At 40.5% G+C, this 19,310-nt stretch carries 19 protein-coding genes and 1 pseudogene; 8 read left to right on the top strand and 12 right to left on the bottom strand.

Features of this window, described 5'->3' with window-relative positions; translation table 11 throughout:
• Positions 1–79: 79 nt before the first annotated feature.
• A complete protein-coding gene (locus ACM5QX_RS14980) occupies positions 80–1,894 on the top strand; it encodes a hypothetical protein (RefSeq protein WP_414754241.1) in 1,815 nt (604 codons plus the stop codon).
• Positions 1,895–3,022: 1,128 nt separating this feature from the next.
• Here the strand turns inward: ACM5QX_RS14980 and ACM5QX_RS14975 are convergent.
• Positions 3,023–3,604, bottom strand: a complete 582-nt coding sequence (locus ACM5QX_RS14975) for a Uma2 family endonuclease (protein WP_414754240.1) — start codon at positions 3,602–3,604, stop codon at positions 3,023–3,025.
• A gap of 278 nt (positions 3,605–3,882) precedes the next feature.
• The gene (xisF, locus tag ACM5QX_RS14970; RefSeq protein ID WP_414754239.1) at positions 3,883–5,427 is read right to left on the bottom strand and encodes a fdxN element excision recombinase XisF; all 1,545 of its coding nucleotides are present in this window, start codon (positions 5,425–5,427) and stop codon (positions 3,883–3,885) included.
• A gap of 109 nt (positions 5,428–5,536) precedes the next feature.
• On the opposite strand from xisF, the gene nifS reads away from it, so the two are divergent.
• From nifS to nifD, 4 genes are all read left to right on the top strand, one after another.
• Entirely contained in the window at positions 5,537–6,739 is a 1,203-nt protein-coding gene (gene nifS / locus ACM5QX_RS14965; RefSeq protein ID WP_414754238.1) for a cysteine desulfurase NifS, read from the top strand.
• 182 nt (positions 6,740–6,921) lie between these two features.
• On the top strand, positions 6,922–7,824 hold the full coding sequence (gene nifU, locus ACM5QX_RS14960) for a Fe-S cluster assembly protein NifU (protein WP_011320609.1): 903 nt from the start codon (positions 6,922–6,924) through the stop codon (positions 7,822–7,824).
• A gap of 248 nt (positions 7,825–8,072) precedes the next feature.
• Positions 8,073–8,960 carry a nitrogenase iron protein gene (gene nifH, locus ACM5QX_RS14955; protein WP_011320610.1) on the top strand — a complete coding sequence of 296 codons (888 nt, stop codon included), beginning with the start codon at positions 8,073–8,075 and terminating at the stop codon, positions 8,958–8,960.
• Positions 8,961–9,098: 138 nt separating this feature from the next.
• Positions 9,099–10,541, top strand: a complete 1,443-nt coding sequence (gene nifD / locus ACM5QX_RS14950; protein ID WP_414754237.1) for a nitrogenase molybdenum-iron protein alpha chain — start codon at positions 9,099–9,101, stop codon at positions 10,539–10,541.
• 256 nt (positions 10,542–10,797) lie between these two features.
• Here nifD and ACM5QX_RS14945 read toward each other — a convergent pair whose 3' ends face one another.
• The 3 genes from ACM5QX_RS14945 to ACM5QX_RS14935 form a co-directional block, all read right to left on the bottom strand.
• Entirely contained in the window at positions 10,798–11,631 is an 834-nt protein-coding gene (locus ACM5QX_RS14945) for a hypothetical protein (RefSeq protein ID WP_414754236.1), read from the bottom strand.
• 455 nt (positions 11,632–12,086) lie between these two features.
• The gene (locus ACM5QX_RS14940; protein ID WP_414754235.1) at positions 12,087–12,209 is read right to left on the bottom strand and encodes a hypothetical protein; all 123 of its coding nucleotides are present in this window, start codon (positions 12,207–12,209) and stop codon (positions 12,087–12,089) included.
• Positions 12,210–12,225: 16 nt separating this feature from the next.
• Positions 12,226–12,435, bottom strand: a complete 210-nt coding sequence (locus tag ACM5QX_RS14935) for a BrnA antitoxin family protein (RefSeq protein WP_414754234.1) — start codon at positions 12,433–12,435, stop codon at positions 12,226–12,228.
• 142 nt (positions 12,436–12,577) lie between these two features.
• Between ACM5QX_RS14935 and ACM5QX_RS14930 the strand changes: the two genes are divergently transcribed.
• Entirely contained in the window at positions 12,578–12,817 is a 240-nt protein-coding gene (locus ACM5QX_RS14930; RefSeq protein ID WP_414754233.1) for a CopG family transcriptional regulator, read from the top strand.
• Positions 12,817–13,173: a type II toxin-antitoxin system PemK/MazF family toxin gene (locus tag ACM5QX_RS14925; RefSeq protein WP_414754232.1), complete on the top strand. Its 357-nt coding sequence runs from the start codon at positions 12,817–12,819 to the stop codon at positions 13,171–13,173. Before ACM5QX_RS14930 ends, ACM5QX_RS14925 begins: the two co-directional genes overlap by 1 nt.
• A 112-nt stretch (positions 13,174–13,285) precedes the next feature.
• Here ACM5QX_RS14925 and ACM5QX_RS14920 read toward each other — a convergent pair whose 3' ends face one another.
• The 6 genes from ACM5QX_RS14920 to ACM5QX_RS14895 all read right to left on the bottom strand — a co-directional run bounded on the left by ACM5QX_RS14920 (position 13,286) and on the right by ACM5QX_RS14895 (position 17,969).
• Positions 13,286–13,498, bottom strand: a complete 213-nt coding sequence (locus ACM5QX_RS14920) for a hypothetical protein (RefSeq protein ID WP_414754231.1) — start codon at positions 13,496–13,498, stop codon at positions 13,286–13,288.
• Positions 13,499–13,609: 111 nt separating this feature from the next.
• The gene (locus ACM5QX_RS14915) at positions 13,610–14,989 is read right to left on the bottom strand and encodes a cytochrome P450 (RefSeq protein ID WP_414754230.1); all 1,380 of its coding nucleotides are present in this window, start codon (positions 14,987–14,989) and stop codon (positions 13,610–13,612) included.
• Positions 14,990–15,017: 28 nt separating this feature from the next.
• The gene (locus tag ACM5QX_RS14910) at positions 15,018–15,596 is read right to left on the bottom strand and encodes a hypothetical protein (RefSeq protein ID WP_414754229.1); all 579 of its coding nucleotides are present in this window, start codon (positions 15,594–15,596) and stop codon (positions 15,018–15,020) included.
• A 118-nt stretch (positions 15,597–15,714) separates the two neighbouring features.
• Entirely contained in the window at positions 15,715–15,861 is a 147-nt protein-coding gene (locus ACM5QX_RS14905) for a hypothetical protein (RefSeq protein ID WP_414754228.1), read from the bottom strand.
• Between the two features lie 24 nt (positions 15,862–15,885).
• Entirely contained in the window at positions 15,886–17,040 is a 1,155-nt protein-coding gene (locus tag ACM5QX_RS14900) for an alpha/beta hydrolase (protein ID WP_414754227.1), read from the bottom strand.
• Positions 17,041–17,303: 263 nt separating this feature from the next.
• The gene (locus tag ACM5QX_RS14895; protein WP_414754226.1) at positions 17,304–17,969 is read right to left on the bottom strand and encodes a hypothetical protein; all 666 of its coding nucleotides are present in this window, start codon (positions 17,967–17,969) and stop codon (positions 17,304–17,306) included.
• A 233-nt stretch (positions 17,970–18,202) separates the two neighbouring features.
• Here ACM5QX_RS14895 and ACM5QX_RS14890 point away from each other — a divergent pair, with 233 nt between their 5' ends.
• On the top strand, positions 18,203–18,769 hold the full coding sequence (locus ACM5QX_RS14890; protein ID WP_414754225.1) for a Uma2 family endonuclease: 567 nt from the start codon (positions 18,203–18,205) through the stop codon (positions 18,767–18,769).
• Between the two features lie 27 nt (positions 18,770–18,796).
• Here ACM5QX_RS14890 and ACM5QX_RS14885 read toward each other — a convergent pair.
• Positions 18,797–19,165: pseudogene (locus tag ACM5QX_RS14885) on the bottom strand (Uma2 family endonuclease); the annotation flags it as partial.
• Positions 19,166–19,310: the final 145 nt, after the last annotated feature.

Raw genomic sequence — 19,310 nt, 5'->3', positions numbered from 1 at the left:
TAACTAATGGTTTCGTTCTCAAATCACGAGTAAAACGCAATAATTATTGTTTATACTCTTTAGACACAAGGAATCAAATATGCCAAAATTAGACGTTCTAATTATTACAGCTTCAGAAGAGTCACGGGTTAGTCAACCTGAAAATGCTTATGAATTGCTAAAAGAATTTGAAAAACACCTAAATCAAGAACACCCTAATCAAAGCTACAGCATATTCAATCAATCTGAAACTTCTGTCTATCGCTATACTTTGCCTGGATGGGGAAGTCCTTCTATACAAGGTAAAAAAATCACACAAGCAGAAAAAATCGCTGCTCAGGAATTCGCCAAGAAAATATCTTTAAAAGAGTTCCAAAATGCCTTAAAAATTCAGCAAAAAGTATTTGATGACTTAAAAATTCCCAAAAGTATTCAACGAAATTACCGAGCTATTCTCAACAGAATTATCCAGTTTTCTCAAAAATATGTTGTTCTGCAAAATGAGTCAGCTACACAATCTCAGACATCAACTGCTCACCATCCACTTTGGCGAAAAGGCCGTAATGCAGATAAGGTGAAAACTACTAACAAACAATGGCAACCAAGATTTGGACTCGGCTGTATCCCAGGAGATATGGTTTCTGATGTTTTGGAGAAACAACTACTTGACTTGGAAGACTTTGGCATAGATATATTGGGCATGAGAGCTACAACTGCTAAGCTGAATACCAGCAGAATTAAACAAATTTTAGGTGCCGAACCTTGTCGTCAGTGCGTTGCTTCTACAGTAAAACTCAATATCAACACACTAATTCCCTTTGTTCCCATCCGCACGGGTCTACGAACACTACCTATTGATAGTTCACTAGCTCAACGATTAATTCAACAAGAGGAATTAAAAGAACAAGCAAGGCAGGCAGCAATTAAATGTCAGAGCGATATCAAACGATTACTGCGCTGGTATCGCGAAGAGCGGAAAGTTTCACCTGGTATGGAGCAGGGAGTTATACTTGTCTACATTTTCGTTGCTAAATTCTTATATCGTAATGAAACTGACAAGCTTCAAGCAGAGGACTATGAAGATATCCCTGTGATCATCATGTTACGTCAACTCTTAAGGGAGGTGATAAAGCGGGTAGATACAGCTACTCCTGCCATTGATGTCGAAAAGAAATGGTTAGACTGGCCAGAGTGGTTAAGTTTAGTAGAGACCTTGCGTCAGGAAGCTACCGTAGTAGTCTATGTACGCCCAGGCAGAGAACAGCCTTCCGGATTACGTGTGCTTCGTGGCATAGGGCAAAGTCTTCAGATTTTCTTGTTATGTAGTTTTTGGGCTTTCTTGCCACCAGACCGTCAAAGAACTGTGCGAGAGCTAGAGGAAGGGAAAAGTTTAGTTTGGAAAGATGATAAATGGCAAATTCACCTGACCTCTGGTGCTACGAAGATTGACAATGAAGAGGAATGGATTCCTATACCCAATGTCAAGTTTCAGGATGGTACTTGTTTGTATCAATATTTCCAGGCATGGTTGCATGATTACAAAGCTTTACCTAGTTATGCCAACTTGCCCTGGGAAGGGGGATTACGAGCAGTGTTTGCTCCAGAGCATAGTTTCTGTTTCACAATGGTTGACAGTGGTAAACCTCTAACAGCAAATGCCGTTCGTGATTATGTCAAGCGCAGAGCTTATCGATTGACTAAAAAAGCAATTACGCCACATCTAACTCGTTCCATGTACATTACATACTTAGAAGAAAATGGTGTGCCAGAAAACTTAATGGTCTCTACTGCTAAATCTATGCACCACAGTCGGGCTACTCAACGTAAGCATTACGATAAGCGTCAGCAGTCTAAGAAAATGCAGCCAGGACTTGATTTGGCTGTCCAAGTTGCACAGTCTATTCTGCACAAGTAAGTGTTTATAGCGTTTCTCAATCTAGTGAAATACATTTTTAAAGCTACTGGTTTTTATATAGAAGGTTGAGGGTACTTCAGTTGCCTGGGAAACGCCATAAATGATGAATGAAATGAAGTAAATTTTTGAGTCAGGATTTTTACAAAGTTTTTAGGTCTAGTCAAGCAAAAAATGGGTGAATTGCGTTTTTTGAGCTTGCAGGAGTTAGAAAACCTCCAATTTTCTGATACTTTGGCTGAAACACTTGAATAATTAAATATGTAATAGTATGATTTGATACGGATGAATTAAATCTGCTGCATACACTTAATTCTCCAACAGATTTTCATAGCTTGGGAAATTTATTGCAACACGATTTCTTTTCCTAACGTAAAGTTACCACATTCATCTATCTCAAATTATTCAGTAGATTTATTTGTCAGCCCTTCATTTATCGCATCTCAAATACTTTCAACATTTTGTTCTCTCAGAGCTGATTCGTAAAAAAATCTGAAGGAGATTCAACTAATTACCAGTTTTAAGTTTCAGCGAACAATCGCTGTATTAGCTCAAATTCCTGAAACACTTACGAGGTAAGTATTTGACTTTAGTTCAAAAATTAACTCTCCAACAATTATTATTTCACGCGAATAGCTTGCAATGAACAAAAAAGATTTCAACTTTCGCTATTCTCAAATTAACTAACAACGATACTTATGATTTATGAATCTTGGTCACAAGTTGTAATTCGCACAGTTCTTGAATGGGAAAAACGTAAAGCAGAGTTAAATTCTACCCCGGCTATTCCAGAACAAAAAACAAAGTCCAAAAACAAGACTGCCTAGTAATGATACTCAATGGCTTTTACAAGGTTATCATCTACACATATTGTTTTAATGTAGCCGTTGAGTATCCATCTATTATATGGAGAATTTACTCATTACCAGGAACGGCGATATTCATCTAATTTAGCCATTGCACTATTTCCTCCGTTTCAAGTTTTGTGGGGTGCGTCAGTATGAATAGTTTTTTGTCTGGTTAGGTTTTTTCGCACTGATGCACCCTACAGCTACTACAGCTACAATACCTGATGAAATTTATCATGGTTGCAATGTAACAGCGCGATCGCAATCTGGTTTTGAGGTCATACTATTCTGCTTCTGTTCCCAAGATAACCCCTTCGTATAGTAGGGCGATCGCCAATTCAAATTCGATGCTGGATAGGGTAATTATATCTCCCTCTGTGTAGGGGTAGTAAAGCCACATTCTGCCTTCTCCCCGACAGTAGCGTTCTACGGAGATTGTTTCTGAATCTATGAGTAAATATTCTTGCAAAGAAGGGATTTTCAGGTAATTGGTGAATTTTTCGCCCCTATCTTTACTGCTTGTCCCAGGGGAGAGAACTTCGGCAATTATTTTGGGGTTTTGAATAAATCTACGCGCATTGATGTCTTGAGGGTCGCAGCTGACAATAACATCAGGATAATAGTAAGGACTTTGAGGTGTAACTTGCACTTTCACATCTGACACATTCACTCGACAACCCCTAGCACGTAAGTGTGGGTATAAGGCTCTGTAAAAATTAAGTGCAATGTCATTGTGGGGAATTGTACCACCCGTCATTGCAAAAACTTCGCCGTTAACATATTCGTAGCGGATGTCTTGTTGAGGTTCCCATGCGAGATATTCCTCAATTGTCATTTTTGGCAATGGTTGAGAGATAGCTACCATAGCAAGATGTTTCCAGTTTGTTTTGATTCTAGCGAATAAGGTATTCGGCGTTGCTGATTAGTGGGATGATTTTTGTCTCACGCATACCGCTAACGCGGAACCCGAAGGGTAGGCACAAAGACGCATTCGCTGAAAGCGTTCCCGAAGGGTAGAATCAATATTCTGCTTTGTACAAAAGTCTAAATTCATCCCGCATTTATGCAACGCCAGGTATTCTTGTGTAGGCGTTAGCGTAGGTTACCGTAGGTATCGCTCTTTTCTCGCGCGCGCAACTTTGGCTAGTAACGATACTCAATGGCTGTAACAAAGTTACCATCTACGGAGATTTTTTTCACGCAACCATTAAGGATTGCTCGTTTATCTTGAGCATTGAGTCCTTGCCAGTAACTTTTATGAGCAAAAGCCTGTATAATTCTTTCCTTGGCAATTAGAGATTGTTTAGAAGCATTATTGGTTGCTCCTAGTGCGATCGCAATCTGTTCTTTGAGATCATTTTTAATTTGTTCAATTGCTGAACTTGCTGGCAATGTTTCCAGGCTATTCAGGGACGCGCGCAGCGTTTTGACTTCTGGAGGTTCTTCTACAATAAGCGGCTCATCTGTTTCCACCAAGTTGGCTAACCGTTCGGCTTCTTGTGCCAATAAATCCATTACTTGGATGTCTAATATTTTGGATGAAATCATATTTTTATTGCTACAGTTGCCAGCTTTATACAAACGGCACTGATAATAATAAATAGCTTGTCCACTCTTATCTACCCGTTTGGCGTGGCGTGTCATTGAGCCGCCGCAATGGGTACATTTAAGTAAATTAGAAAATGGGTTGACTTCGTTGTCTTCTCTTGCAGCCCATCGATTATTGCGATTTGCTCTAATCATCTGTTTGATGCGTTCGTGTTCCTCACAGGTAATGATTGCCTCATCGTCGTGGGTTCCCCATTTTACTTTCCATTCGTCAAAATGCTTGCGTTTGCCTTTTGATTTAACGTAAGTATCAAAAGGCAAACCCCCGGCATAAACAGGGTTGACTAATAAAGCTTTTAAGCCAGGGATTGACCATCTCAGCCCAGACCAAGGATAACGTAAGGGGTGATTAGTTTTATTTGGTGTAAATGCAATTTTATCTAAGTCGTCGTCGCCGACAATCCGGGAAGATTTTTCTAGTTTATTCCAATTGAGAACTTTTGTTTCTATACCAAAATCTGAGTGCAGCTTACGCACAGTAGCCGCAACGGAACCGCACTCAAAAAAAGTGTGAAAAATATACTGGGCTAAGTCAGATACAGTTAATTCTCTTCGTCCTTCTAGTAAGCAAACGCATGGTGAGCGATCGCGTATATATTTATCTTTATCTATGCGGTATCCTAACGGGGCGACTCGGTGACTTTTTCCCTGGTTCACCCTATGACGACGTTCGCTTTTCAATCTCTCCGTCACCATTCTTACCTCAAATTTGGCAGCCGCCAGTAACATATCAATTGTTAGTTCCCCGCCAAGGCTGTCTGGGTCAACGCCTTGATCTAAGGCTATCAGTTTAATTCCCTTAGATCGTAATACTTCCAACAAGGAATAAAACAACCGCGATGATGAGCCGATGCGATCAATGCGGGTAAATTGCAGTGATTTTACCTTACCTGTTGGAGATGTCTGCAAATCATGAATTAATTGTTGTAGTCCTTCCCTGACTTCGGTTGTCCGCGATTGAATATCCCAGTACACTTTTGCACAGCCAGCATTCTGCAAGCGTTCTATTTGCTTCCGCAACGCACCTTTATCTGTTTGCTGTTCCTCGCCGCTAACTCTCGCGTAACCCCAATTTTCCATAACAACCTATAGACACGACTTTCATTATATTTGATAGTGAATACTTCTATTCTCAGAAATTTTCCGAACAAATTCAAAAGCATCAGGGTGAAATCTTAGGGGTATAAAGATGAGTGTTATTTATCTCGATAATAATGCTACCACTAAGGTAGATCCAGAGGTTGTAGAGGCAATCATGCCCTACCTGACTGATTATTACGGCAATCCTTCTAGTATGCACACCTTTGGTGGACAACTGGGAAAGGCAGTGAGAACAGCGAGAGAACAAGTTGCTGCCCTTTTGGGTGCGGATGAATCAGAAATTGTTTTTACTAGTTGCGGAACTGAGGGTGATAATGCTGCCATTCGTGCCGCATTGTTAGCCCAACCAGAGAAGCGCCACATCATAACCACTCAGGTAGAACACCCCGCAGTCTTAAATGTCTGCAAACAATTAGAAACCCAAGGCTACACTGTTACCTATCTTTCGGTAAATGGTCACGGGCAATTAGATCTAGATGAGCTAGAAGCCTCCCTGACAGGTAACACCGCCTTGGTGACAATTATGTATGCGAACAACGAAACCGGAACTATTTTCCCCATTGAAGAAATTGGAAAACGAGTTAAGGAACGTGGCGCAATCTTCCATGTAGATGCGGTGCAAGCAGTAGGTAAGATACCTCTGAATATGAAGACCAGCACCATCGATATGTTAACCATATCTGGTCACAAAATCCACGCACCCAAGGGTATTGGCGCTTTGTATGTGCGTCGCGGTGTGAGATTCCGTCCCTTGTTAATTGGTGGACATCAAGAACGTGGTCGCCGTGCAGGGACAGAGAATGTACCCGGAATTGTCGGATTAGGTAAAGCCGCAGAGTTAGAATTAATTCATATCGAAACAGCGATTAAGAAAGAAACAAGGCTGCGCGATCGCCTAGAACAAACCTTACTCGCTAAAATCCCTGACTGTGAAGTTAACGGCGATATTACGCAGAGATTGCCCAACACTACCAACATCGGCTTCAAATACATCGAAGGCGAAGCGATTCTGCTCTCCTTAAACAAATATGGCATCTGTGCGTCGTCTGGTTCGGCTTGTACCTCTGGGTCGCTGGAACCATCCCACGTCCTCCGGGCAATGGGTTTACCATACACCACCCTCCACGGTTCGATTCGCTTCAGTCTTTGTCGCTACACTACAGAAGCTCAAATCGATCGCGTCATCGAAGTCATGCCCGAAATTGTCGAACGTCTCCGCGCCCTTTCCCCCTTCAAAAATGATGAAGCGGGTTGGCTGCAAGCCCAAGAACAGACATTGGCACATCGTTAATTAGGGAATAGGAAGAAGCTGAGGGGCAGGGGGCAGGAAGAGAAGTCGCAAGGAGGGTTTCCCTCCGGGCGAACTTCGGGAGCAGGGGGAGAAAAAATTTAGGCAATTCCCAATTCCCAGTCCCCAGTCCCCAGTAACCAATCCCTCACTCAGCACTTAAAACTCAGCACTCGGAACTAAATATGTGGGACTACACAGATAAAGTATTAGAACTGTTTTACGATCCCAAGAATCAGGGAGTCATTGAAGATAACGGCGAACCTGGCGTGAAGGTTGCTACCGGTGAAGTTGGGAGTATTGCTTGCGGTGATGCGCTGAGACTGCACATCAAGGTGGAAGTAGAATCTGATAAGATTGTTGACTCCCGCTTCCAGACCTTTGGTTGTACCAGTGCGATCGCTTCTTCTAGCGCATTAACTGAAATGATTAAGGGTCTGACTTTAGATGAAGCTCTGAAAGTTTCTAATAAAGACATTGCTGATTACCTCGGTGGCTTGCCAGAAGCCAAAATGCACTGCTCTGTTATGGGGCAAGAAGCTCTGGAAGCTGCTATTTATAACTATCGTGGCATTCCTCTCGCTACTCACGATGACGAAGATGAAGGTGCATTAGTTTGTACTTGCTTCGGTGTGAGTGAAAATAAGGTACGTCGCATAGTTATCGAAAATGACCTTACTAGTGCGGAACAGGTAACAAATTACATTAAAGCTGGTGGCGGTTGCGGTTCCTGTTTAGCTAAAATTGATGATATCATTAAAGATGTAAAGGAAAACAAAGCCGCAACAAACCTCAACAATAAAGGCGGAAGTAAACCTACAAATATTCCTAATTCTGGGCAAAAACGACCCCTCACCAACGTGCAGAAGATTGCCCTCATTCAAAAAGTATTAGACGAAGAAGTAAGACCCGTATTGATTGCCGACGGCGGAGATGTAGAACTCTACGATGTAGACGGCGATATTGTCAAAGTAGTACTGCAAGGCGCGTGTGGCTCCTGTTCTAGTAGTACAGCCACCTTGAAAATAGCGATTGAATCCAGATTACGCGATCGCATTAATCCCAGCCTAGTAGTAGAAGCAGTTTAGTCATTAGTCAATGGTCATTAGTCAACAGTGAAAAATCAATGCTATGGACTATGGACTATGGACTCAGCACTCATCACTTAATTACATAACGAACCCATCATGAACACTAATTCTACCGGTTTTTCTGTAGAGCGATCGCCCCCTCTTCGGCGACGTTCTACAAACCCCTCACAGCCATAGCTCAACAGGCGTGAGATCCAAACACAAAGACCGACCAACTAACCAACCAATTGCAGGAAAAGAGAACAATGACTGACGAAAACATTAGACAGATAGCTTTCTACGGTAAAGGCGGTATCGGTAAATCTACCACCTCCCAAAACACCCTTGCAGCTATGGCAGAAATGGGTCAACGCATCATGATCGTAGGTTGCGACCCTAAAGCTGACTCTACCCGTTTGATGCTCCACGCCAAAGCTCAAACCACCGTACTTCACTTGGCTGCTGAACGCGGTGCAGTAGAAGACTTAGAACTACACGAAGTAATGTTGACCGGTTTCCGTGGCGTTCGTTGCGTAGAATCTGGTGGTCCAGAACCCGGTGTAGGTTGCGCTGGTCGTGGTATCATCACCGCCATTAACTTCTTAGAAGAAAACGGTGCTTACCAAGACCTAGACTTCGTATCCTACGACGTATTGGGTGACGTTGTATGTGGTGGTTTCGCTATGCCTATCCGTGAAGGTAAAGCACAAGAAATCTACATCGTTACCTCTGGTGAAATGATGGCGATGTATGCTGCTAACAACATCGCTCGCGGTATTTTGAAATATGCTCACTCCGGTGGTGTACGCTTGGGTGGTTTGATTTGTAACAGCCGTAAAACTGACCGGGAAGCCGAATTGATCGAAAACTTGGCTGAACGTTTGAACACTCAAATGATTCACTTCGTACCTCGTGACAACATCGTTCAACACGCTGAATTGCGTCGGATGACTGTTAACGAGTACGCACCAGACAGCAACCAAGGTCAAGAGTACCGTGCATTAGCCAAGAAAATCATCAACAACGACAAGCTCACCATTCCTACACCAATTGAAATGGATGAACTCGAAGCCCTGTTGATCGAATACGGTATTCTTGATGATGATTCTAAGCACGCAGAAATCATCGGTAAGCCCGCAGAAGCTACCAAATAGATAATGCCGTAATTAGGAGACACGGAGAAAGGAAGATGCGGAAGTAATTTTCCTTCCCACTCTCCCTTCCCCACTTCTCCCTCTCTCCTCCCCCTAATCCTTCTATTTCCCCATTCGTAAGAGTCATCGAGGCAGACTATGACACCTCCAGAAAACAAGAATCTTGTAGATGAAAATAAAGAACTTATTAAAGAAGTTCTGAAAGCTTATCCCGAAAAATCTCGCAAAAAACGCGAAAAGCACCTCAACGTCCACGAAGAAAACAAGTCTGATTGCGGCGTTAAGTCTAACATCAAATCCGTTCCTGGTGTAATGACCGCCCGTGGTTGTGCTTATGCAGGTTCTAAGGGTGTGGTTTGGGGTCCTATTAAGGACATGATCCACATCAGCCACGGCCCTGTAGGTTGCGGTTACTGGTCTTGGTCTGGTCGTCGTAACTACTACGTTGGTGTAACTGGTATCAACTCTTTCGGTACCATGCACTTTACATCAGACTTCCAAGAACGCGACATCGTGTTCGGTGGTGACAAAAAACTCGTTAAACTCATTGAAGAACTTGACGTTCTGTTCCCTCTAAACCGTGGTGTTTCCATTCAATCTGAATGTCCCATCGGTCTAATTGGGGATGACATCGAAGCTGTAGCTAAGAAAACTTCTAAGCAAATTGGTAAGCCTGTTGTACCCTTACGTTGCGAAGGTTTCCGTGGTGTATCTCAGTCTTTAGGACACCACATCGCTAACGACGCTATCCGTGACTGGATTTTCCCAGAATACGACAAGCTGAAGAAAGAAAACAAACTCGACTTCGAGCCAAGCCCCTATGATGTAGCCCTAATCGGTGACTACAACATCGGTGGTGACGCTTGGGCTAGCCGGATGCTGTTGGAAGAAATGGGCTTACGTGTTGTAGCTCAGTGGTCTGGTGATGGTACACTCAACGAGTTGATCCAAGGCCCTGCTGCTAAGTTAGTCCTCATCCACTGCTACCGTTCTATGAACTACATCTGCCGTAGTTTGGAAGAACAATATGGTATGCCTTGGATGGAGTTCAACTTCTTCGGCCCCACCAAGATTGCTGCATCTTTACGTGAAATCGCAGCTAAATTTGATTCCAAGATTCAAGAAAACGCTGAGAAGGTAATTGCTAAGTACACACCAGTAATGAATGCTGTACTTGATAAGTACCGTCCTCGTTTGGAAGGTAACACCGTAATGTTGTACGTAGGTGGTCTACGTCCTCGCCACGTTGTACCCGCTTTTGAAGATTTGGGTATCAAAGTTATCGGTACAGGTTACGAGTTCGCCCACAACGACGACTACAAACGTACTACCCACTACATCGATAACGCCACCATCATTTATGATGACGTTACCGCCTACGAATTTGAAGAGTTCGTTAAAGCTAAGAAGCCTGATTTAATCGCTTCTGGTATTAAAGAGAAGTACGTCTTCCAAAAGATGGCTCTTCCCTTCCGTCAAATGCACTCTTGGGATTACTCCGAACCTAGCGATGGGGTGCAGATGTCAGATGGGGTAAGGTTTTTTGGTGAGGGGAGAAAAATAAGTCTATTTTTAGCCTAAATGCAGGTTGTAGAGTTATCGGAGAACAATATATTTTTGCAGCTTTAGATAATATAACTCTTATCGGGTCTGGTTTTTGGGTTTTGCTTAGATTTTGCTTAAATAAAAACTGTAAAATGAAAGACTATTTTAATTGATATTATTTTAGATTAACCATCTTATGTGATGTCACTCTGGGAAAATAAAAATAAGAGCCAAATAGTAATTGGTTAGGCTATAATAGTAGCCCTCTGAATCTAAAAATTCAAAAAAAGTTCTATCGAAGACTTATTTTGTAAATTTTAATCTTACCAGATGGCCCTTGTCCAGCTCCATCATAATTAAGTTCTAGTATAGAGAAGTTGTTAATCTGTTTTGGAATTTCTTCAAACGTAATAGAGCCTTTTATCGGGATATTTGTAACTAATGTATCTCCAGAACTAGAGTCACTACTGATGCCGACCTGAACTTCTTTAGGACTAAACACATCACCAGAGTCTGAAATCATCCTACTTCCACCAATCCATAAGCGAAAATATCTGTCTTTGTTTGCTAGATTGGTAATCAGCAAATCACATTTAACCTTTTCATTACTTCTTTTACAGCCTTGTAATTGAACTCTATAGTCATTGTCTTCAACTTTTTGAGTTTCTGAAAGATATTGGGGAGTTGTGGATACGATTGTAGACATTGGGGGTGAAATACTAGGATTCGACTGACTTTCTAAGTTGATTTCTTTCAGTTGAAAAATTCGTGTTCTGTCATCATAAGAATTTTCTACATTAACTACTTGATTCAACGTTTCAAATCCATCCTTAATTAGAGTTATTTCTATATCTTTTCTTTCAGGAATTTGGATTGCTGAAAATCCATTGGAATCAGTATATTTTACATCAGGTGCTCCTTGTGACAGAAAACGCACTTCTACATTTTGAATTGGTTGATATTTCTTGTTTCGTACAACTAATTTAACTTCGACAAAACCTGACAAACAAATTTGACCTGAATCTAGTTTAAAGAAACATCGTAGTTTTTGGTTAGTAATTGCAGTAATAATTGCAGTGATAAGAATCAAAAAACTTACAATTACAAAAATTATTCTATAATTCATATTACTACTATCAACACACTGAAAGTTTCATCTCTAATGAGAAAAAGCCTAACTAGTTATTAGATTGAAGTATTTCTTCTAATTACCTAATTTATGGTAGTTGTCTTAAATTTTTCTATTTAATACTTAGACTATAATATATAGTATACAGAAAATTTTCTGTTTAATTACCTAATTTGGAGTAGTTATGCAGAATTTTTCCGTCTAATGGTCAAATCATACATATTAAAGCGAAATTGTCCATATTATATTTACCCTAATTGAGTTTGTATTAGCTATTTTTATCTATCTCCTCTGTGGATAGCGAAAATTGTTTAGCTATTATCCCAGTCACTGGCACATCTGTTCCCATATAGAAATTCAGTGTAAGGCACGAGCACACTAAATCATCCTCGGTTTTGCACAGCAAGCTTAACTGCTATCGCCTTCACTCGACAATAAACTAGGCGATTGCCTTAAACTGTTACCACCTCAATTAACAATCTGGGTATCTTGTTGAAATGCCGATGATTGGGTGTTAATAAAACTAATTTGCGGGATAGTGCAATGCCTAAGTCTGGCTCCACTGATGCTGCCATACGGTTATAACCTAAACTATACCCAATCTAGAGAATGTCTACGCTTAGACTTGGCACAATCCTGTAAGTAGAGATTAATCAAAGTTTGATATGGAATACCTGTTTCTTCTGCCAGAGTCTTGAAATACTCAATCACATCTTCTTCTAAACGAATTGTAATCTGCTTTTTCAGATTTTTCTCATAGGGATTACGAACAGACTCTGAAAAATCATATTCTTCTCTCATGGCAAGAAATCCTCATATTGCTGACGTTCGCGCCTTGTAGCTAGAAGATCAGAGCGAATTAAGCGATGGTTAATTATTCAAGTCTGTCTTAATGTTAAGATGAATTAGTAAGATATCATAGTAAGACCAAGGAGGAATATTCTTGGCTAAGAAAGTTACTATTACCCTTGATGATGAGATTCTGGCTTTTATTGACCGACAGGCTGCGTTAGCTGGAGATACCCCCAACCGGAGTGGCTATGTCAATGCTGTTTTAGCAGAACATCGTCGCGCGGTTTTAAAAGCAGAAATAATTGCAGCACTCAAAGAAGATAATGAAAACCCTGAATATCAGGCAGAAATAGCAGATTGGGATGCCGTTGTGGGAGATGGGATTGAATAATGCCTAATGGTGTTTTAACTTATCGACGAGGGGAAATTCGTTGGGTATCACTCGATCCAACCGTGGGTGCAGAAATCCAAAAAACGCGTTCTTGCCTAATAGTGCAGAATGATGTGATGAATCAATATGGTTCTTTAACTATAGTGATGCCATTTCGACCAGGAACGAAGAAAGCTCCTTATGTAGTGAATATCAAAGCTACAACAAACAATGGTTTAGACCAAGACCGCTATATTGATGTTGCACAAATTCGTAGTGTTGATCATAGTCGAATATTAGGGTTAATAGGTATTTTGGAAGATGAATATTGGGAGAAAATCCGTGCTGCGCTAAATATAGTTTTGAATTTTGAATAAAACATCCAAATTAAAATTAACTGAGGCGATACTTGCGGTAAGCTACGCTAACGCACCCCACAAATATGATTGAATTGGCTGGATGGGCTGATGATAGCAGAAATGGCTAAAGTTAGCGATCGCAATTGGATTGCTTGAGTGCATCCATCAAAATTGCACCAGCCCCAAAGCTATTATATGGAGTTGCCAGGTCATAAGTTTTGAAAGGTTCTAATGGTGAGATATCCTCAGCTACCTCCAAATCTTCTGCTAGAATCCGAATCAATTTGAGTTTTTCTGTTGCGGAAAGTCTCCGAACAGCAGGGAGTATCTCAGATAGAGTCATAAGTTGCTTTACCTCTATGCTCAATAATTTAGTATTCTAAAGCTTAATCAATACTAACTTAATTCGCCTCAAAGCTTCTGAATACGCTCAATATTAAATACTGTCAAATCTTCAGTTAAAAATCTTGCTTCTTGGCTCAAATTTCAATGATTTCTTACCAGTCATGATCATCCTAACTCCACCCTCTGGAGCAAGTGTAAACCCACGTCGTTGCACTTTAATAGGTTTATCTTTGGCTAGAGCAAGTTGATAATTTGATAAAACTGTTGCAATAACCAATTTTATTTCTAATAGAGCTAGAGTATATCCCAAACAGCGACGACTTCCACCACCAAATGGAATGTATTCTGAAGGGGAATATTGCCGTTCTATAAAACGTTCTGGTCGAAATTGTTGAGGATGAGGATACAAGTCTTCTCGGTAATGTATGAGATAGATACTTGCCATTAAGGTTGTGTTGGGTTCTAACTGGTATCCGGCAATATTTATAGATGATTTGGTAATGCGTGGGAAAAGGGTTGGTAAGACTGGATACATCCGCAGGGTTTCTTGACAAACTGCTGTTAAGTAAGGAAGCTGGGCAATTTCCATTGGGTTAGGATTTTCTCCCAAGCTGTCGAGTTCTTGCTGTAATTTTTCCTGGACATTTACATTGCGGAAAATTTGATAGAAAGCCCAGGCTATTGTTGTTGCAGTAGTTTCATGTCCAGCGAATAAAATGGTTAGCAATTCATCTTTTAGTTCTTCGTCAGTCATGGCTTGCCCATTTTCATCTCGTGCTGCCATCATCAAACTCAGAACATCACCCCACCTCTCGTTTTCCTTTGTTCTTTTCTCTTCTATTTCTGCTTGGAGTAAATCATAAATACAACGTTGTTTGTATTTCATTTGTCCCCAAGGAGTCCAGTTTCCCCAATCTTGTTGGAGGGATTTTAAAAATAGCATACTGGAGCGTAAGGGAGAATCAGTCATATTCAGCCAATCTGTGAATAGAGGCTTTATTTGTTGATAGCGTTCTCCGTTAGCTAAACCAAAGACGATTTGTATAATCACCTCTAGACTCAGTTTCTGCATGGCAGACCTAGCTACAAAAGGTTGCCCAATTTGCCATTCGCTGGCGATTTGGTGGGTAATTAAGCAGATTTGTTGAGCATAAGCTTGTAGCTTTTCTCCATGAAAGGGGGGCATTAATAATTTTCGTTCTCGTCGGTGGCGATCGCCATCCATTAACATGAGAGAAGTTCGTCCAATAAGAGGCTCTGCAAGTTTATTTCCCCGACCGATATCAAATCTAGAATCTTGGGTGAAGATTTCTTGAATAGCTTGAGGCTCGCCTAAAATTACGAAAGAGCCGATTCCAGCCAGCTGCATGGAAAAAATGTCGCCATACTTTTGACTATATTTTTTTTGAAATCCAATCGGATCAGCAATCCAATTGATCAGTTGCCACCATGAAGGGACACTAATAGGATTTGGTAATTGAGTCAACATAATATTTACCCTGATTATTAACTGTCGCTCAGTCGGGGAAAGCCAAGCCAGTGCTTGGGTCACGGATATACAGACCTAGTGTAAGACTACGCATGACTTCATCCCAAACAGGTGTCATTTGCTCTGCTTGATCTGCCCAAAACTCGAATGTAATCAAGCATTGCACATTTGAACCTAAACCAATACAAATCCGCGAAAAAGCTTCCCGTGGTTCTTCTTGGGTGTCGATGAATTTTAGTTCTGTCCAGACAATTTTGGCGGTTTGGCGCTTGAGGCTAATGATTTCGCCTTTCTCAATCACATCACGGCTGTCGTCTTCTACTACTTTCCTCAAGGTGGATTTGAGGGGAAATAGACTCCAATCGTTGGGAGGGAGTTGATTAAAAGATACTTCTAAACCACAATCATCATTAGGTGGTTTTTTATCGCTGAATTTGAAGGATTTTTCTTTTGGTTCAAAAAACCAGTCTTGGGGGACATTGAAGCGAACAGCGCCGCGATTAGCTACAAATATTCTGTAGCCATCTGGCGCTTCCCAGCGATGGTCTGGTTTTAGCTCTAGGGTTTCTTTAATCCACTGGAGATTGCTTTTCTTGCGCTTTGCCATAGTGTTTTTGCAAATCTGCTATTCTGGCGATGGTCTCCGATCAGAGTTTATTGCCTAGTTTGGATTGTAGGCAATTCTCGATTTTTTTAATAGTAGCAAATTGGATCTTTAGGGTTAGCTAAGTTTCTTGATGTGTTGGAAATAGGCAGTAGATGAAGGCGATCGCTAATTTGGCGGCGGCGATGAACACCGGAACCATGTTTTCATGAGCTTTTAAGTGATGTATGCAGACATGATTAACTATCTCTGATGTGATAATCCCCAATGGCCTCAGTTGTCTTCTCAAATTTTATTCGACTAGAGGGCGATCGCCTGACTCAGAAAAACGCCAGGGAAGCTCAGGAATGCGACTAGTATTTGCTTCAGCGATGATACTGGCAATTTGGTCTATGATGGCGGGAGCATCGAAATAGTCTCCGTGGTCGATTTGTCGATTAGTCAATACAGTTGCATTATGACTGTAGACATTATTAGGGGCTAAAGCTGGTAAGGGGTTGAGGCCAAGGCTACTCTCCCAACGTTTTTGCAAGTCTGGGCCAGCAAATAACTCGAATCCTTTCTGCAATGACTCACGGATTGCGTCTTTTTCAACTACTGAGGCTTTGAGTGCATTATCGTAGCGGGAATAGAATACATGACTTTCTTGAACTAAATGTTCTAAACCAGAGTAAAACGGGCCTGTATATTCAGATCCTCCTAAATCACACTTGGTCACTTCCCGACGTTCCACATCAGGAGCTAGCATGAAATAGCGATCAACAAAGAAGGTATTTTCTCCACCTTTATCTTTTCGTTTCAATCTGTTTTTAATCTCCTCATTCAATTCAGTCGGCTCGAAGGCTTGGTTAACTAGCTGTTCCAACATATGGCAAACAAGGTAATTGCCCATGCTATGAGCGATGATATAAATTTTAATTTCCGGTTTTTGGGTGCGAATATAACTGATCAGGTTAGCTAAAGCCGGTGCAGATTGTACACACTCAGTACGATCCGAATTGTAATCTAAAACTTTGCCATTGGAAGGCCAGGAAAATCCGACAAAAGCAATCAGGTTTTGGTTAGCATCATCCAGGTTTACCTTTTCTTCTGGATCAGCAATCAAAGTAAAATTATGCTTTTTTAAGGTTCCCTTAAGTGTATCTGCCAAAATCGAAAAAGAAGTTAATGCCCCATGAAAAGGAACATTATAACCATGAGTGCCAATGATAATGTGTTTTACTGCTTCTTTTTTGAGAAACTTTTTAAATACAGTCTCCTCAGAATTTTCGATAATGACTCCCGGTGGCATACTGGAAGGATCAGTAGTCGCCAAATAGTGAGCCATATATTTTTTCATATCAACCCAGTGATAACCAAGTTTGAGTAATTTAATACGTGTATCACGATCAACATTGAGACCTAGATTTTGGCGATCGCGGTTGGTAGCAAAGAAGCGTATTTGCATATTGTTAAATAAAAGACGTTTTTGTCAATATAAATGCTTGGAACTGTAACAAATAATAAATTTTGCAAGTAATTATTACTATAATTACATCACATTAGTGGTTTTTCTGATACTTGTGTAAGCATCAAGACTACCAAAATTCCTAAAGATACGAGTTAGGTAATGACATCTGGTTGGTTGTAGGCGATCGCGCTATGAACCGTACCACTGACAAAACTCCACCCACAAGGGAATAGAGTTTTTATTTTGTATTTTGAATTGATTCATTTCTTGATCTCTCCAAATTTAATATTTTTAAGATACTCATACCTATTCTGCAATTCCCGAAAGTTACTTTCAATCATGGGAAAAAGCTTATCAGGAAAAGGCTCATTTAAATCAACCGGATTAATTTTTTGTAGTTCTTTGACAGAACGAATTGTTTTGTACACCGCGACGTGTTTGATATATTTCAATAGTTCATTAATCAAGTCTTTGCTGTTATTAGCATTTTCCGCTAAATGAATTTTGGATTCTATAATGTCAACCATCTCTTGATGATTTTTCAGGATAAATTCTTTCTCTATAGCGTCACTCGCCGCTTCCGGTAAAACATTGTGTTCAGGACTTAAAGACTTGATGCGCTTCCACATGACATTATCTTTTTCTAGCCTCAAGAATATAGGCCAGTAAAATTCAGATATTTGTCTTTCTATAAACTCAATCTCTGCGTTATACCGAGCAATAGCAATCTGATTTTCTAGCTCGGAAACTTGTTGCTTCTGTTGATTTTCCAGTTCAGCAATTAGCTGCCTTTGGTAATACTTCTCATTAGTTTCATTTTTAAATATCTCAAACCTTTTGTTAAGCCAGTAGCCTGCTACTAAAACAATGCCACCAAGTAAAATTTTATCAAGCACTAATTCAATAATTTTTTCCGTAAGAGCCATTTAACGGTTTTCTCCCTTGTCCAATATGAAAAGATAAATAATTTCACAATTGTAATCAGGAGAACGGAAAACGCACCTACGTAATATCACAGTATTCTTAATATTGAGAGGAATGTAATGGCTATAGCTACTTTCTTTTGTACTGCCACATTTTATTCTCAGCGTAAAATAGCAACTCAATTTGTGACAAAATGTTATTGTTGTCCTAAAACCGACGTGATGGGATACGAGCTATGGTTTCTACTAAGCGCCGCTACAGTTTAGATGAATATCGCGCTCTTGAAGAAAAAGCAGAAGGACGCAACGAATATCGAGATGGAGAAATTGTACCCATAACCGGAGGAACACTTAAACACAGTCGCATCAGTGGAAATATTTTGACCTATTTTACCTCTGTGCTGCGCGAGACTCAATTCGAGCCAATTAACAGCAATTTGCGACTGTGGATTCCTGAATATAGGCGGGGAGTATATCCTGATGTGATGGTTTTTGCAGGCGAACCACAACTGAATGAGGCTCGTCTGGATGAAGTATTAAATCCTATTTTAATTGTTGAAGTCTTATCTCCATCTACCGCAGATTACGATCGCCAAAGCAAGTTTCGGATATATCGTACAATTCAGAGTGTTAGAGAATATTTATTAATCGAGCAGGATGAGCCGTTTGTGGAACGTTACAGCAAGCAGACTCAAGGCTGGTTACTAAGTGAATTTGACGGGTTCGAGGGTTCTATTTTTTTAGAGTCAGTTGGTAAAGAGTTGGCGATCGCCGACATTTATCGCAGTGTAGTTTTCGATTAAAATAGCTTGAGAAAGTGATAACTTTCACTAGAGCAACCAACTAAACAAGTCTTGAATAGTCAATTGAAGTTCACTCGCAAATGATGGTACAGATATGAGTGCATCTGGCGCATCAAATACTTCAGTTTGTTGTTGAGGACGGTAAACAAATACAGTTTGCTCATCGGGGTCAATTAACCAACCCATTTGAGTACCATGTTTCAAACAGTGAAGAATATTTTTAGTTACTTTCGTCTGACTTTGGTCAGGTGATAAAATTTCAATTGTCCAGTCGGGAGCAATAGGAAAAGTATTAGCAATTTCCCCATTTTCTTCACGGGGAATGCGACTCCAAATAAAAACTGAGATATCAGGTACAGTTGAACGACCGCCAAATGTACAGCGTAGTTCAAGAAAGGGTAGTGGTAAATATGTAGTGAAGCTAGATAATTTCTAACTCAAATTATTCTTTTTTAGCTGTTGTAATTTTAATTACATTTAATTGGCGGTAGTGGTAAATATGTAGTGATAATAAAATTAGACGCTACAACAAGAATTATAA

It is taken from the genome of Anabaena sp. CCY 9910 (assembly GCF_963920875.1).
Lineage (GTDB): Bacteria > Cyanobacteriota > Cyanobacteriia > Cyanobacteriales > Nostocaceae > Trichormus > Trichormus variabilis.
The sequence above is the reverse complement of the archived record's forward strand: the minus strand, read 5'-3'. Positions and strand labels throughout refer to the sequence as shown.

Excerpts from the sequence above, each read along its gene's own strand:
- nifU (WP_011320609.1), top strand. The coding sequence starts at position 6,922 with ATGTGGGACTACACAGATAAAGTATTAGAACTGTTTTACGATCCCAAG.
- xisF (WP_414754239.1), bottom strand. The coding sequence starts at position 5,427 with ATGGAAAATTGGGGTTACGCGAGAGTTAGCGGCGAGGAACAGCAAACA.
- ACM5QX_RS14910 (WP_414754229.1), bottom strand. The coding sequence starts at position 15,596 with ATGGCAAAGCGCAAGAAAAGCAATCTCCAGTGGATTAAAGAAACCCTA.
- ACM5QX_RS14925 (WP_414754232.1), top strand. The coding sequence starts at position 12,817 with ATGCCTAATGGTGTTTTAACTTATCGACGAGGGGAAATTCGTTGGGTA.
- ACM5QX_RS14940 (WP_414754235.1), bottom strand. The coding sequence starts at position 12,209 with ATGGCAGCATCAGTGGAGCCAGACTTAGGCATTGCACTATCCCGCAAA.
- nifS (WP_414754238.1), top strand. The coding sequence starts at position 5,537 with ATGAGTGTTATTTATCTCGATAATAATGCTACCACTAAGGTAGATCCA.
- ACM5QX_RS14890 (WP_414754225.1), top strand. The coding sequence starts at position 18,203 with ATGGTTTCTACTAAGCGCCGCTACAGTTTAGATGAATATCGCGCTCTT.
- nifH (WP_011320610.1), top strand. The coding sequence starts at position 8,073 with ATGACTGACGAAAACATTAGACAGATAGCTTTCTACGGTAAAGGCGGT.
- ACM5QX_RS14915 (WP_414754230.1), bottom strand. The coding sequence starts at position 14,989 with ATGTTGACTCAATTACCAAATCCTATTAGTGTCCCTTCATGGTGGCAA.
- ACM5QX_RS14920 (WP_414754231.1), bottom strand. The coding sequence starts at position 13,498 with ATGACTCTATCTGAGATACTCCCTGCTGTTCGGAGACTTTCCGCAACA.
- ACM5QX_RS14900 (WP_414754227.1), bottom strand. The coding sequence starts at position 17,040 with ATGCAAATACGCTTCTTTGCTACCAACCGCGATCGCCAAAATCTAGGT.
- ACM5QX_RS14895 (WP_414754226.1), bottom strand. The coding sequence starts at position 17,969 with ATGGCTCTTACGGAAAAAATTATTGAATTAGTGCTTGATAAAATTTTA.
- nifD (WP_414754237.1), top strand. The coding sequence starts at position 9,099 with ATGACACCTCCAGAAAACAAGAATCTTGTAGATGAAAATAAAGAACTT.
- ACM5QX_RS14980 (WP_414754241.1), top strand. The coding sequence starts at position 80 with ATGCCAAAATTAGACGTTCTAATTATTACAGCTTCAGAAGAGTCACGG.
- ACM5QX_RS14945 (WP_414754236.1), bottom strand. The coding sequence starts at position 11,631 with ATGAATTATAGAATAATTTTTGTAATTGTAAGTTTTTTGATTCTTATC.
- ACM5QX_RS14975 (WP_414754240.1), bottom strand. The coding sequence starts at position 3,604 with ATGGTAGCTATCTCTCAACCATTGCCAAAAATGACAATTGAGGAATAT.
- ACM5QX_RS14935 (WP_414754234.1), bottom strand. The coding sequence starts at position 12,435 with ATGAGAGAAGAATATGATTTTTCAGAGTCTGTTCGTAATCCCTATGAG.